The sequence below is a fragment of the Snodgrassella sp. W8158 genome (assembly GCF_016100435.1).
Taxonomy (GTDB): domain Bacteria; phylum Pseudomonadota; class Gammaproteobacteria; order Burkholderiales; family Neisseriaceae; genus Snodgrassella; species Snodgrassella alvi.
In genome coordinates, this window is record NZ_JACFSM010000002.1 from 445,935 (window position 1) to 461,140 (window position 15,206).

A 15,206-nucleotide genomic window follows, 5' to 3' on the forward strand; every position below is an offset into this window, starting at 1 on the left:
GATTGGGGTGTTATGAAAAATCTGTGGCAAAAGTTTGATCGGTCGTTTTTACGCGGACAGAAATTATCAAAAGTCCTGGTTGTGCTGATTGCTGTGTGGCTGTTTCTGGCTACCAGTCTGGTAGGGTTGTCGTTGAATACCTCATGGCGGCTGGAAGAGCTGGGAATGGCAATCAATGAAGCCGGCAGTCTGCGCAAGCGGGTGTTTTATATGGTACTGGTCACGAAAACACCGGGTGCAGAGCAGCAGTTTGCGGATGAAAAGCGTCAATTTAAGGAAATACTTGGTCATTTATACGAATTGCATGATACCGGGGTTATGAACGGCCAGCGCCATAAACAGTTATTAACTCAAGTTCAGGAAATTGAGGAGCAGTTGCAGGATTTTCTTGCTGACCGTGAAGCTTATTTACAGGGCAGACTAAGCGGAGAAGCTTTCCTTGCTCAGGCCAGAGAATTCACTGCGGTAATTGACCGGCTGGTTTTGCTTATTGAGCAAGATAATACGCACAATATTAGGCTGTTGCGCTGGCTACAGGCGCTAGTATTAATGATGGCTGTACTATCTGCGATTGTGTCTTTGCTGTTACTGCATCATTTGGTCATTTCGCCGCTATTACGTCTGAATCAGGGCATCAGTCAGATTGGTAAGGGTTATTTTGATACACGCCTGAAAGTGGGTACGGCCAATGAGTTCGGGCAGGTAGCACAGGGTTTTAATCTGATGGCCGCCAAATTGTATGAAGTATATGACACGCTGGAAAACCGGGTCGCTGAGCAAACGCAGGCAGTGGTTAAGCGTAATCGTGAGCTAGCGGTATTATATGCTATGACCTCATTGTTTCAGGAACAGCATGATCTGACGGTGCTGGTACAAATATTTATGCATAAAATGAAGGCATTCAGTGGTGCGGATGCCTGTGTGGTGCAGTTAAAAAATCGCCATTCACAGATGCTTGAAGTAGCCGGTTCGGACGGGCTGACAGAGGAGCAGGTAGATATGTTCCGTGATTATCGCTGTGATGGCGGGCGCTGTGTGCGGTTGCATCAGTCTGTGGTTAATTACAATAATCAATCGCTGGTCATTCATGAGGAAAATAATCATTGCTGTCAGATGCAGCAGGTTCTGCCGTTTTGTCTGACATTTGCAGTGAAATCAGTAGATGATGAAATCGGTATGCTGCATTTGTTTGCACTGAAGCCATTTGCACTGAGTGAAGAAAATCAACGTCTGATTTCAACTGTTTGCAGCCAGTTCGGGATAGCGATTGAAAGTATGCGCCTGAATGAACTGGATAAGCAGATGGCGATACTGGAAGAGCGTAACCTGATGGCACAAGGATTGCATGATAGTATCGCGCAGTCGCTTTCATTTATGAATATGCAGATACAGGTACTGGAAAAATCTCTTGCAGAGCAGAAACAAGAGCAGGCTAAACAGACTCTGGATTTTATTCATGAGGGTATTCAGCAATGCTATGATGATGTACGCGAATTATTGTCAAATTTCCGGGTACGTCTGGTTTCAGAAGGGCTAATCAGTTCGTTGCAGGAGGTGATGAAAAGATTTGAACAACAAACAGATATTGTTGCAGACTGGTCGGTAGAAGGCGATGTGTATGAGGTAGAGTCGGATGTACAATTGCAGGTAGTGTTCATTGTGCAGGAAGCATTATCAAATGTACGTAAACATGCGCATGCTGATGCTGTGCGGGTGAAGCTGGTATATCTGGCTGATCGCCTGAATCTCTGTATTGAAGATAACGGAATAGGTTTTGCCGAGGATACGCTCATTCAGAAGGGGCTGCACGGGCATGTGGGGGTACATATCATGAAAGAACGAGCCGGCAAAATTAATGGAGAATTAAAAATATTTGCACGTGAAAATAACGGGGTATGTGTAGAGTTGATGGTGCCGCGTCAGTATATTCATGCGCAGGAATAATTTTTGGGAATTTAATAATGCTTAATAAAAATAAGTACCGGATTCTGATTGTCGATGATCACACTTTGTTTCGGCGTGGTTTGCGTGCACTGATTGATAGTTGTGAGCGTTTTGAGGTGGTCGGTGAAGCCACAGACGGGCTTGAAGGGGTAAAAATGCAGCAACAGCTCCAGCCGGATGCTGTACTCCTTGATCTGGATATGCCGGTAATGAGAGGACTTGAAGCACTACCGCAGATGATAAATCATAATCCGCAGCAGGTGGTGCTGATGCTGACAGTATCTGAAGATGGTAGCGATTTACTCGAATGTATGCGGCTAGGCGCCCGCGGATATCTGTTAAAAAATATTGATACGGAATTTTTGCTGGATAGTATTGAAAAAGCGATTAGCGGTGATAGTGTGTTATCGCCTGAAATGACAAGTAAGCTGGTAACAAGGTTGCGCAGGCAGGAGCAGGCTGACGAGAAAATTACTGAACCACTGACACCGCGCGAACGGGAAATTTTGCGCTGGCTGGCACGTGGGAATAGTAATAAGGTGATTGCGCGTAATCTGGATGTGACTGAAAGCACTATAAAAGTGCATGTTCAGAATATTTTACGCAAATTAAATGTAGCCAGCAGGGTGCAGGCTGCTGTCTATGCCATTGAGCATGGTCTGGATAAATAAACAAATGAGTTGAGTATCGGATAATAGCTACTGAATATCAGAATTTGATAAAGGCCTATTGAGTTTGTCAATAGGCCTTTTTGCTTATTTGGCGTTGTGCTTTCTGATTAATGATTTTGCTTCGGATGACTAATTGGATATGAAAAGGTGATTACGTACACTAAAGAGAATTATTAATGGGGGTACAGAATGGATTCTGGTGTTAGAAAATCGGTAACAGTGCTTACTTCCAGCACGATTGCATTTATTGTCTGTTTTATGATCTGGATGATATTTGCTGTTTTGGGAATACCTATCAAAAAACAATTACAACTTAGTGAAGCTGAATTTGGTTTGCTGGTAGCGATGCCTGTACTGTCCGGATCACTTATCCGGGTGCCTTTAGGTATCTGGACTGACCGTTTTGGCGGCCGTATTGTATTTTTTCTGCTGATGCTGTCATGTGTTCCGGCAGTTTGGCTGCTTGAATATGCACACACATACAGTCAGTTTCTCTGGATTGCGCTGTGGCTGGGATTAGTAGGCGGCTCATTTTCTGTTGGTACTCCTTATGTGGCCAAATGGTTTCGTAAGGAACGTCAAGGTTTGGCAATGGGTATTTTTGGAGCCGGTAATGCTGGTTCTGCCGTAAATAAGTTTCTGGCACCTGCATTGATTGCAGCATATGGCTGGCAGGCTGTACCCCGCGTATATGCCGTAATTTTGCTGGTTATTACAGTGCTGTTCTGGTTTTTCAGTTATCCGGAGCCTAAAGCAGCTTCTGCTAAACAGCCAAGTCTGAAAGCTCAGTTGTTATTAATGAAAAATCCGCAAGTGCTGAAATACAGTCAGCTGTATTCGGTAGTGTTTGGTGGCTATGTGGGTATTTCGCTGTGGATGGTGAATTACTATGTTAACGAATATAACTTCGGCTTAGCACAGGCCGGGTTGCTGGCTGCATGCTTCTCTCTGCCGGGGGGTGTACTGCGTGCGTTCGGTGGCTGGCTGTCTGATAAATACGGTGCCTATAAAGTTACTTGGGCTGTAATGTGGATTTGCGCAATTGCATTCTTTCTGTTGTCTTATCCGCAAACACAAATGTCTATTCGTACAGTGAATGGTCATCTGGATATGCATATTGGTTTAAATGCAACGATATTTACTGTGCTGCTGTTTGTGGTCGGTGTGGCTATGGCAATCGGTAAAGCTTCGGTATTCAAGTTTATTTCTGATGAGTTTCCGGATGATATGGGTACTGTTTCTGGTGTAGTGGGTCTGGCCGGGGGACTGGGCGGTTTTCTGTTGCCGATTATGTTTGGTCGGTTAGTAGACTGGACAGGTGTACGTTCTACCTCCTTCATGCTGATGTTTGGCACGGTATGTATCAGTTTAATCTGGATGCATTTTTCTCTGAAAAACCCTAAGCACCAATAAAGTGAGTTTGATATGGGTAAAGTTTTAAAAGATTGGAGGCCGGAAGATCAACAATTCTGGCAGTCAGGTGGTCGTGCAATAGCACGCAGAAATTTATGGATTTCCGTTCCTGCATTGTTACTGGCGTTTGCCATCTGGCAGGTATGGAGTGTGACGGTAGTAAAACTGCCACTGGTTGGATTTAAGTTCAGCAGCAATGAACTGTTCTGGCTGGCGGCCTTGCCGGCATTATCAGGTGCAACTTTACGAATTTTCTATTCATTTGTGATTCCGATTTTCGGGGGCCGCAAATGGACGACAATTTCTACAGCCAGTTTGCTGATTCCTGCACTGGGTTTGGGCTTTGCTGTACAGAATCCGAATACTTCTTATACAACGATGTTCATTCTGGCACTTTTATGTGGTTTTGGCGGAGCAAATTTCAGTTCATCTATGTCCAATATCAGTCTGTTTTTCCCGAAATCGGAAAAAGGTCAGGCGATGGGGATTAATGCCGGTTTGGGCAATCTGGGCGTATCCGCAGTACAGATTGCTGTGCCACTGGCGATTACTAGCTGCCTGTTTGGTGCAATGGGCGGTGAGTCTCAGACAATTTCTACGCCACAGGGTTCTGCACAGGTTTGGTTGCAGAATGCGGGTTTTATCTGGGTACCATTTATTGTGCTCAGTACGCTGGCTGCATGGTTTGGGATGAATGATATTGGCAGCATGCATTCCTCACTAAAGGAACAGTTTGTCATTTTCAAGCGGTTGCACAACTGGATTTTATGCTGGCTTTATGTGGGCACGTTTGGTTCGTTTATCGGTTTTTCGGCTGCTTTCCCGTTATTAATCAGCCATTCTTTCCCGCATCTGGATGCAGTTAAATTTGCCTTTTTAGGTCCGTTTGTTGGTGCAGTACTGCGTGTCGTGGGTGGCTGGTTGTCTGACAAGATGTCTGCGGCAAAACTTACTGAAATCAGCTATGCCATGATGATTGTCGGGGTTATTGGCGTTCTGGTATTTCAGCCTATAGGCGGCAATGAAGGCAGTTTTGTTGGTTTTTTCTGTAGTTTTATGTTGCTGTTTGCCTTTAGCGGTATTGGTAACGGTTCAACTTATGCGCAGGTGCCGCGGATTTTCTCTCAGTTTCATCGTCATCTGCATCAGGGCGATGTTAAAACCTCAGAAGCTCATGCCACTAAAGAATCAGCTACGGTATTAGGCTTTATGGGCGCAATCGGTGCTTATGGTGGTTTTCTGATTCCGAAAAGTTTTGGTTCTTCGATTGAGGCGACAGGCAGCGCATCAGTGGCTTTATGGGGCTTTATTGTTTTCTATGTAAGCTGTCTGATAGTTAATTACTGGTTTTATGTTCGCAAACAATCAGTTACGAGTTGTTAATTTGAAGTGATCGCACCATTGTCATAGATAATGGTGCAGAAAAAATATAAATCAATAAGAAACTGTTTGAGGCTTTTGCCTCTATGGAGCACAAATTCATGAGCCATTTTTTAGACAGACTGAATTTTTTACGTAAAACCAAAGAAACATTTTCTGCCGGACATGGGGCAGTGGTGGCTGAGAGCAGAGAATGGGAAGATGCTTACCGCCAGCGCTGGCAGCATGACAAAATTGTACGTTCAACTCACGGAGTAAATTGTACCGGTTCCTGTAGTTGGCGCGTTTTTGTTAAAAACGGTTTGATTACATGGGAAATGCAACAGACAGATTACCCGCGTACACGTGCCGATTTACCCAATCATGAACCGCGGGGCTGTCCGCGTGGTGCATCATATAGCTGGTATGTTTACTCTGCACAGCGGGTGAAATATCCGATGATTCGCGCTTCTCTGCTGCGTATGTGGCGTGAAAAACGCCAGACTCTGAATGCAATTGAGGCCTGGCAGAGTATTACTCAGAATCCGGAATTGGCGAAAAAATATAAATCTGAGCGTGGTCAGGGCGGTTTTGTCCGTCTGGACTGGCAAGAAGCTTATGAAATTATTGCTGCTGCCAATGCATTCACAATTAAAGAATTTGGCCCGGATCGTGTAATTGGCTTTTCTCCGATTCCGGCAATGTCGATGGTGAGCTATGCTGCCGGTTCGCGTTATCTGAGTCTGATTGGCGGTGTACCGCTGTCATTTTACGACTGGTATTGCGATTTACCGCCTTCCAGCCCGCAAACATGGGGTGAACAAACCGATGTTGCAGAATCTGCCGACTGGTATAACGCCAACTATCTGATGGTATGGGGCTCAAATGTACCCATGACACGTACTCCGGATGCGCATTTCTATACTGAAGTGCGTTATAAAGGTACAAAAACAGTAGCAGTTTCATCTGATTATGGTGAAATGGTGAAATTCAGTGATATCTGGATGGCACCAAAACAGGGGACAGATGCTGCACTGGCAATGGCAATGGGGCATGTGATTCTGAAAGAATTTCATCTGCAGAATCCGTCAGAATATTTTATTGATTATTGTCGTCGTCTGACAGATATGCCTAATCTGGTGGTGATTAATCAGGAAAACGGTAAACTGCTGCCGGGCTACTTCCTGCGTGCAAGCCAGATAGCAGGCGGGCTGGATGAAAGCAATCATCCTGAATGGAAAACACTGGTTATCGACGAAAATACCGGTGATATTGTTGCACCGAAAGGATCGATAGGTTTTCGCTGGGGTGAGCAGGGTAAATGGAATCTGCTGGCACAAAAATCTGACAGTACAGAAATCAAAGCGCTGATATCACTTAAAGATAATCATGATGCCATCATGGGTGTGTCTTTTGATTACTTCGGCGGGGATGATGCAGCAGAAGTCATTGTGAAAAATATTCCGGTTAAGCAGATAATTAATGCAGATGGCGAAAAAATACTGGTAACAACAGTATTTGATTTGATGTGTGCCAATTATGGTATTGACCGTGGTTTTGGTGGTGATGGCGTTACCGATGATTATCTGGCTGATGTGCCTTATACACCATTGTGGCAGCAGAAACATACCGGCGTGAAGCCGGAGCTGGTGATTCAGGTGGCACGCGAATTTGCCCAAAACGCGCATGAAACACATGGTCGCAGTATGGTAATTGTGGGTGCCGGTCTGAATCACTGGTATCACATGGACATGGCGTATCGTGGCATTATCAATATGCTGATGATGTGCGGCTGTATCGGTCAGAGCGGCGGCGGCTGGTGTCATTATGTCGGTCAGGAAAAATTACGCCCGCAAACCGGCTGGGCGCCTCTGGCTTTTGCTGCTGACTGGAACCGGCCTTCACGTCAGATGAATGGTACTTCTTTCTTCTATGCACACACCAGCCAGTGGCGGCATGAAAAACTGAAGATGTCGGAAGTTATTGCGCCCACTCATGCCGGTCAGATGGCTGATATGAGTCAGCTGGATTTCAACGTTAAAGCTGAACGAATGGGCTGGCTGCCTTCTGCTCCGCAGCTGGGACGTAATCCGCTTGATGTGACCCGTGATGCAGAAGCACAAGGTAAAGATCCGATTGCATTTGCTGTTGAGCAGATGAAATCGGGCGCACTGGATATGGCTTGTACTGATCCGGATAATCCGCAGAATTTCCCGCGTAATCTGTTTGTCTGGCGTTCCAATATTCTTGGTTCATCCGGTAAAGGGCATGAGTATTTCCTCAAGTATCTGCTTGGCACACAAAATGCACTGATGAGTGATGAAACTGATGCTATTAAGCCGATTGATGTACAAGTGCGTCCGGCAGCTGAGGGTAAGCTGGATTTACTTACCGTACTGGATTTTCGTATGTCCACTACCTGTCTGTATGCAGATATTGTGCTGCCTACAGCCACCTGGTATGAAAAAGATGATCTGAACACTTCGGATATGCATCCGTTTATCCATCCGCTTAGTGAGGCAGTAAAACCGCTTTGGGAAAGTAAAACTGACTGGGATATTTATCGTGGTCTGGCGAAAGCATTTTCCGAAACTGCCAAAGATTATCTGGGTGTACGTAAGGATCTGGTATTAACACCATTGATGCACGACAGTCCAGAAGAGCTGGCACAGCCGTTTGACCCGAAAGACTGGAAACTGGGTGAATGTGAACCGGTACCGGGCAAAACCATGCCGAAAATGACCGTGGTTGAACGTGATTATGGTGCTATTTATGACAAATTCACTTCAGTAGGACCGTTGCTGGAAAAAATCGGTAATGGTGGTAAAGGTATTAGCTGGCAGACTGGTGCAGAAGTAGATTTACTGCGCAAACTTAACAACACCCAATCCGAAGGTGTGGCCACAGGCCAGCCGAAACTGCACACAGCTATTGATGCTGCGGAAATGATTCTGACACTGGCTCCGGAGACCAATGGCCATGTGGCAGTTAAGGCATGGGAAGCTTTATCAAAAAATACAGGTATCGACCATACTCATCTGGCCATTGCCCGTGAAGACGATGCTATCCGTTTCCGCGATGTGCAGGCACAGCCGCGCAAGATTATTTCATCACCCACATGGTCTGGTCTGGAAAGTGAAAAAGTCAGCTATAACGCTGGTTATACCAATGTGCACGAACTGATTCCATGGCGCACCTTAACCGGCCGGCAGCAGTTTTATCAGGATCATCAATGGATGCGGCTGTTTGGTGAGGGACTGGTTTCCTATCGTCCGGCTGTAGACCTGAAAACCACGCTGAACGTGAAAGGCCATCAAAGCAACGGCAACCCTGAAATCGTACTGAATTTCATCACACCACATCAGAAATGGGGTATTCACAGTACTTATTCAGATAATTTACGAATGCTGACCTTATCACGCGGTGGTCCGCATGTGTGGGTTTCTGAAATTGATGCTAAACGTGCCGGTCTCGAAGATAACGACTGGGTGGAAGTATTCAATGTGAATGGTACGCTGACTGCACGGGTAGTGGTAAGTCAGCGAGTACCTGAAACCATGATTCTGATGTATCACGCACAGGAAAAAATTGTCAATGTGCCCGGTTCAGAGCTGTCCGGTAAACGCGGAGGTATTCATAACTCAGTCACTAAAGTAGTTATGAAGCCAACGCATATGATTGGTGGTTATGCTCAATTATCATGGGGCTTTAATTATTACGGTACGGTAGGTACCAACCGTGATGAGCTTGTCGTAGTACGCAAAATGAACAGAGTGGAATGGCTGGATCAACCGGCCAAAACACCGGTGACAGAATAAAAAGGACACAATCATGAAAATTCGTGCACAAATCGGAATGGTGTTAAATCTGGACAAGTGTATTGGCTGTCATACCTGTTCTGTTACCTGTAAAAATGTATGGACCAGTCGTGACGGGGTTGAATATGCCTGGTTTAATAATGTAGAAACAAAACCCGGTATCGGCTATCCGAAAAACTGGGAGGATCAGGAACAGTATAAAGGTGGCTGGGTACGTGAAAATTCAGGCAAGCTGAAACTGAAGCAGGGTAATCGTCTCAAAGTACTGGCCAATATCTTTGCCAACCCTAATATGCCGGCTATTGACCAGTATTATGAACCGTTTACCTATGATTATGAGCATCTGCAAAATGCACCACTGATGCAAACACCGCCTACAGCACGGCCTGTTTCGGTATTAACCGGGCAGAAAATGGATAAAATTCACTGGGGACCGAACTGGGAAGATGATTTAGGCGGTGAATTTGCCAAGCGTTCTAAAGATAAACTTTTTGATGGCATTCAGAAAGATATCTACGCTGCTTTTGAAAATACATTTATGATGTATTTGCCGCGTCTGTGTGAGCATTGCCTGAATCCAGCCTGTGTGGCCAGTTGTCCGTCCGGCTCTATATACAAGCGTGAAGAAGATGGGATTGTCCTGATTGATCAGGATAAATGCCGTGGCTGGCGTATGTGTGTTTCTGGCTGCCCTTATAAAAAGATTTACTACAACTGGGTGGCAGGCAAAGCGGAAAAATGTATTTTCTGTTATCCGCGCATTGAAGGCGGTCAACCGACAATTTGTTCAGAAACCTGTGTTGGCAGAATACGTTATCTCGGTGTACTCCTCTATGATGCAGACCGGATCAGTGAGAGTGCTGCGATAGAAAATCCTCAGGATTTATACGAACAGCAACTGGATATTTTTCTTGACCCGAATGATCCTGAAATTGCCAAAGAAGCACTGGCTCAGGGAATTCCGGCAGACTGGATACAGGCGGCTCAGAATTCGCCGGTTTATAAAATGGCGGTTGAATGGAAAGTGGCATTTCCGTTGCATCCAGAATATCGTACTTTACCGATGGTTTGGTATATTCCGCCGTTATCACCAATTCAGTCTGCGGTTGAATCCGGTGTTATTGGTCAGAATGGCCTGATTCCGGAAATAAAAGATATGCGAATTCCGATTGAGTATCTGGCCAATCTATTGACTGCCGGTAAAACCGAGCCAATTATTAACGCGCTGCAAACCATGATTGATATGCGTAAATACATGCGCAGCAAAAATATTTATTCTGAAGAGCAGGCATTACAGGAATTGTCCGGACATCGTTTGAGTGCTGCGCAAATTGAAGAAATGTATCAGGTAATGGCAATTGCCAATTATGAAGACAGATTTGTCATTCCAAGTGCACATAAAGAACTGGTCAGCAATACTTTTGAGGAAAAAGCCAGTTGCGGATTTTCTTTTGGAGATGGCTGCCATAACGGTCACAGCAAAGAAAGCCTGTTTGGTACACGTAAAGCTTCACCGATTATTTTTCATGGACTGCGTAAGAAAAATAATCGTCAGTCGGCCTCATAGGACAGACAAATGTATAAAATTTTATCCATTTTACTAAGCTATCCAAGGCAGGAATGGTTAGACCATACGGATGAATTGCATTCAATTCTGGCCGATCAGTTATCTGCTAATCAGATTTCGGTATTACAGCCATTTTTTGAACATTTACGTACGCATGATGAAATCGATCTTCAGGAAGTATATGTAGCTACTTTTGATCGCAGTCGCAAACATGCTTTACACATGTTTGAACATCTGCATGGAGAAGATCGCATCCGTGGTCAGGCGATGGTCGACTTACTGGCAGAGTATCAGAAACACGGCTTTGAACCGGCTGATAATGAATTGCCGGATTATCTGCCTTTATTTTTAGAATTTTTGTCTCATGTTGCCGAAGATGAAGCCAAAAATTTACTTGCTGATGCAGTACATGTGATTGGCTATATAGCTGACAACCTGCATCAGAGTAAATCAGTGTATGCACCGGTTATGGATGCAGTTGTCGCTTTATCTCCAGTTAAACCGCAGCCATTGCAGGCTGCACCAGTACGCAATATGGATGAAGCTCTGGAAAAATTCGGACCAACAGCAGAAGGGCTCGAACCGTTATTAAATCAGCCGTCTGTGCAGGAAGTGCAATTTTTCCGCAATAAAAAATTCAATTAGCCGGGAGACAGCATGTATTACCTTAATCAATTTATTTTCGGCATTTTTCCTTATATTGCCGCCAGTATTTTTTTTCTGGGCAGTTTGATTCGTTTTGATACTAATCAGTATTCATGGAAGTCTGAATCAAGCCAGCTGCTTTATCCGCGTCTGCTGCGAATTGGCAATATCCTGTTCCATATTGGTGTACTCGGACTGTTTTTCGGACATCTGGTCGGTTTGCTTACGCCTGTAGTAGTTTGGGATACACTTGGTGTTACTCATGAAGCCAAGCAACTGACAGCAATGATTGCCGGCGGAATAATGGGTACCCTTGCTTTAATCGGATTACTGATGCTTATTTACCGGCGTTTCAGCTGTGCACGTTTACTGGCCAACAGTAGCTGGCGCGACAAACTGGTATTAATCTGGTTGCTGATTACGCTTTGTCTGGGGCTGGGTACTATCCATGTTTCCGCTCATCATCTGGACGGAGCAGAAATGATTAGTCTTATGCAGTGGGCTCAGCATATTGTGACATTCAGAGGCGGTGCAGCGGATATTATTGCGCATGTCAGCCCGATTTTTAAATTACACCTCTTTATGGGTATGAGTGTATTTGTAATCTTTCCATTTACCCGTCTGGTGCATATCTGGAGCGGATTTGGTACTTTAGTCTATCTGAAGCGTAAAGCACAGCTGGTCAGAAGCAGACGTTATTAAATAGTTTCTAAAAAAAAAGGCAGTACTGGTGTTCAGTACTGCCTTTTTTATAATTTAAAAATCAATCTAAAATTTAACCTGCTCATTTGCCTCTACAGCTTAAATTTCATTTTCAGAAAATCTTTGGTTTTTCCTGTCTTCTTACTATTATTAAAATTTACCTATATTTTTTTAAACTGGTGGATAGAATTACTAAATCAACATTTCCGCCTGAAATAAACTTACTCGCAAAAGAATCATTTGACCATATAATTTCAGCAACGTGAGTATCGGTGTCAGCTACACCCAGTCATTAAATCAATAGCAGATTATCGTCGCAATAAAGCCAGAACGGATGCATTGAAAACACAGCGTAAAAATATTCTGCAAGTAATCTTACTGCGTGATATCTGTCAGCTTGAAAAAATTGCCGGTAACGACATATAAATAAAGATTAATAAAATAAATATTGACGAAAAACAAAGTTAATTCATTTTTATAATAATAGGATATTGATAGATAAGATTTGTACAATTCAACAATAACTATAAATATCAAAAAGGTTAGGGTGATGAAAAAAACATGGGCATGGCTGGCAATGCTGGCAGCAATCGAATTAATGGGTTGTACCAGCCATTTCGAACCTTTTGTCGGCATAACCTCAGGTAAAAACCGCATGTATGCAGCACCTGTTGAAGCCTATGAATACAATTATGAAAATATGAGCGGGGGTAGTATCGGAGGAGGATGTATTCCGGGTACACCAGGTGTTGATTATTATGAAGTTGGTAAAAGACGCTATGGAGGAGGAGCTACCTGTGGTGCAGCAGCATTAAGAGCAAAATGGACACCGGGTATGACTATGAAGATTCATTGGAAAATATTACCTTATCCGGGCTGGCAAGCGAGAATTTTAAATACAGCCGGAGTAAATGTTGATCGTGCAGAAGCTAATAATATTCATCAATATGATGAATATTATTCAGCAGAAATACCCTTACCGCCACCACCGCCATCAGCCGGTGATGATTTTGGTAAAGTAGCAAATATTACGGTACATTTTCTAGCTTGTAATCAGATATTTATTACATATGGCACGATAGAAGAAGGTCGTAATACACCAATGCATTACAAACTGTTTGCCGAAAGCCAGAAATTGTGTACGCCACGCCCAGTAGTTAAATCGATGGCAGATTATCGCCGTAACAAAGCCAGAATGGATGCAGTGAAAGCGGAACGTGAAAATATTCCGCAGGTAATCTTACCGCGTTATATCAAGCAACTGGAAGCAGAAGGTAAATTGCCGGTAACGACACATAAATAGAGATTCATAATCAAATAAATATTAACAATAAACAAAATTAATTCATATTAATAACAGGATATAGGTAGATAGAAATTTAAAAGTCAGTAATAACTATAAATACAAGAAAGGCAGAAGAGATGAAAAAAACATGGATATGGCTGGCGATGCTGGCAGCAATCGAATTAATGGGTTGTTCCAATCATTTCGAACCTTTTGTAGGCATAACCTCAGGTAAAAACCGTACCTATGCAGCACCTGTTGAAGCCTATGAATACAATTATGAAAATATGAGCGGGGGTAGTATCGGAGGAGGATGTATTCCGGGTACACCAGGTGTTGATGATTATGAAGTTGGTAAAAGACGCTATGGAGGAGGAGCTACCTGTGGTGCAGCAGCACTAAGAGCAAAATGGACACCGGGTATGACTATGAAAATAGAATGGGAAGTTTTACCTTATCCGGGATGGAAACCGCATATGTTAAATACTGCAGGAGTAAATATAGATAAAAAAGAAGTACAAATAATTGATCAGTATGATGAATATTATTCAGCAGAAATACCCTTACCACCGCCACCACCTTCAGCCGGAGATGATTTTGGTAAAGTAGCAAATATTACGGTACATTTTCTTGCTTGCAATCAGTTATTTATCACTTATGGGACGATAGAAGAAGGTCGTAATACACCAATGCATTACAAACTGTTTGCCGAAAGCCAGAAATTGTGTACGCCACGCCCAAGTGTTAAATCGATGGCAGATTATCGCCGCAACAAAGCCAGAATGGATGCAGTGAAAGCGGAACGTAAAAATATTCCGCAGGTAATCTTACCGCGTTATATCAAACAGCTAGAAGCAGAAGGCAAATTGCCGGTAACTACTTCTAAATAAAGATTCATAATCAAATAAATATTGACAATAAACAAAGTTAAATCATTTTTATAATAATAGGATATAGGTAGATAGAATTTTAAAAAGTCAGCAATAACTATAAATATATAAATACAAGAAAGGCAGAAGAGATGAAAAAAACATGGATGTGGCTGGCGATGCTGGCAGCAATCGAATTAACTGGTTGTACCAGCCATTTCGAACCCTTTGTCGGCATAACTTCAGGTAAAAATCGTACTTATGCAGCACCTGTTGAGTCTTATGGATACAATTATGAAGATATGGATGGTGGAAGTATTGGTGGAGGATGTATTCCGGGTACACCAGGTGTTGATATTTATGAGGTTGGTAAAAAACGCTATGGAGGAGGAGCTACCTGTGGCGCAGCGGCACTAAAAGCAAAATGGACACCAGGAATGACTATGAAAATTAATTGGAAAGTCATACCTTATCCTGATTGGAGACCAAAAGCATTAAATACATCTGGAATGAATTTTGATCATAATCAAATAAATATTATAGATAGATATGATGAATATTATTCTACTGAAATACCCTTACCACCACCACCGCCATCAGCCGGTGATGATTTTGGTAAAGTAGCAAATATTACGGTACATTTTCTAGCTTGTAATCAGATATTTATTACATATGGGACGATAGAAGAAGGTCGTAATACACCAATGCATTACAAACTGTTTGCCGAAAGCCAGAAATTGTGTACGCCACGCCCAGTAGTTAAATCGATGGCAGATTATCGCCGCAACAAAGCCAGAATGGATGCAGTGAAAGCGGAACGTAAAAATATTCCGCAGGTAATCTTACCGCGTTATATCAAGCAACTGGAAGCAGAAGGCAAATTACCGGTAAGTGGCAGTAAAGTACAATAATTTTATTAATAAGGGAGATTAT

At 43.4% G+C, this 15,206-nt stretch carries 11 protein-coding genes; all 11 read left to right on the forward strand.

What is annotated here, in order from left to right:
• Positions 1 to 12 precede the first annotated feature (12 nt).
• The 11 genes from H3V11_RS06515 (at position 13) to H3V11_RS06565 (ending at position 15,184) form a co-directional block, all read left to right on the forward strand.
• Positions 13 to 1,944 carry a histidine kinase gene (locus H3V11_RS06515; protein WP_198206605.1) on the forward strand — a complete coding sequence of 644 codons (1,932 nt, stop codon included), beginning with the start codon at positions 13 to 15 and terminating at the stop codon, positions 1,942 to 1,944.
• A gap of 17 nt (positions 1,945 to 1,961) precedes the next feature.
• A complete protein-coding gene (locus H3V11_RS06520) occupies positions 1,962 to 2,615 on the forward strand; it encodes a response regulator transcription factor (protein ID WP_174830023.1) in 654 nt (217 codons plus the stop codon).
• A 189-nt stretch (positions 2,616 to 2,804) separates the two neighbouring features.
• Positions 2,805 to 4,028, forward strand: a complete 1,224-nt coding sequence (locus H3V11_RS06525; RefSeq protein WP_110414136.1) for a nitrate/nitrite transporter — start codon at positions 2,805 to 2,807, stop codon at positions 4,026 to 4,028.
• A 12-nt stretch (positions 4,029 to 4,040) separates the two neighbouring features.
• Positions 4,041 to 5,411 (forward strand): NarK family nitrate/nitrite MFS transporter, encoded by a 1,371-nt coding sequence (locus H3V11_RS06530; RefSeq protein ID WP_078474597.1) that lies wholly within the window; start codon positions 4,041 to 4,043, stop codon positions 5,409 to 5,411.
• Positions 5,412 to 5,509: 98 nt separating this feature from the next.
• Positions 5,510 to 9,205 carry a nitrate reductase subunit alpha gene (locus tag H3V11_RS06535; protein WP_025330497.1) on the forward strand — a complete coding sequence of 1,232 codons (3,696 nt, stop codon included), beginning with the start codon at positions 5,510 to 5,512 and terminating at the stop codon, positions 9,203 to 9,205.
• 13 nt (positions 9,206 to 9,218) lie between these two features.
• Positions 9,219 to 10,772 (forward strand): nitrate reductase subunit beta, encoded by a 1,554-nt coding sequence (narH, locus tag H3V11_RS06540; protein ID WP_037488730.1) that lies wholly within the window; start codon positions 9,219 to 9,221, stop codon positions 10,770 to 10,772.
• Positions 10,773 to 10,781: 9 nt separating this feature from the next.
• A complete protein-coding gene (narJ, locus tag H3V11_RS06545; RefSeq protein WP_078474594.1) occupies positions 10,782 to 11,417 on the forward strand; it encodes a nitrate reductase molybdenum cofactor assembly chaperone in 636 nt (211 codons plus the stop codon).
• A 12-nt stretch (positions 11,418 to 11,429) separates the two neighbouring features.
• Positions 11,430 to 12,119 (forward strand): respiratory nitrate reductase subunit gamma, encoded by a 690-nt coding sequence (gene narI / locus H3V11_RS06550; protein ID WP_078474593.1) that lies wholly within the window; start codon positions 11,430 to 11,432, stop codon positions 12,117 to 12,119.
• Positions 12,120 to 12,669: 550 nt separating this feature from the next.
• Positions 12,670 to 13,422 carry a DUF3304 domain-containing protein gene (locus H3V11_RS06555; protein ID WP_198223925.1) on the forward strand — a complete coding sequence of 251 codons (753 nt, stop codon included), beginning with the start codon at positions 12,670 to 12,672 and terminating at the stop codon, positions 13,420 to 13,422.
• A 119-nt stretch (positions 13,423 to 13,541) separates the two neighbouring features.
• Positions 13,542 to 14,294, forward strand: a complete 753-nt coding sequence (locus tag H3V11_RS06560; RefSeq protein WP_025330502.1) for a DUF3304 domain-containing protein — start codon at positions 13,542 to 13,544, stop codon at positions 14,292 to 14,294.
• A 131-nt stretch (positions 14,295 to 14,425) separates the two neighbouring features.
• Positions 14,426 to 15,184, forward strand: coding sequence for a DUF3304 domain-containing protein (locus H3V11_RS06565; RefSeq protein ID WP_078474591.1), 759 nt, complete (start codon positions 14,426 to 14,428; stop codon positions 15,182 to 15,184).
• Positions 15,185 to 15,206: the final 22 nt, after the last annotated feature.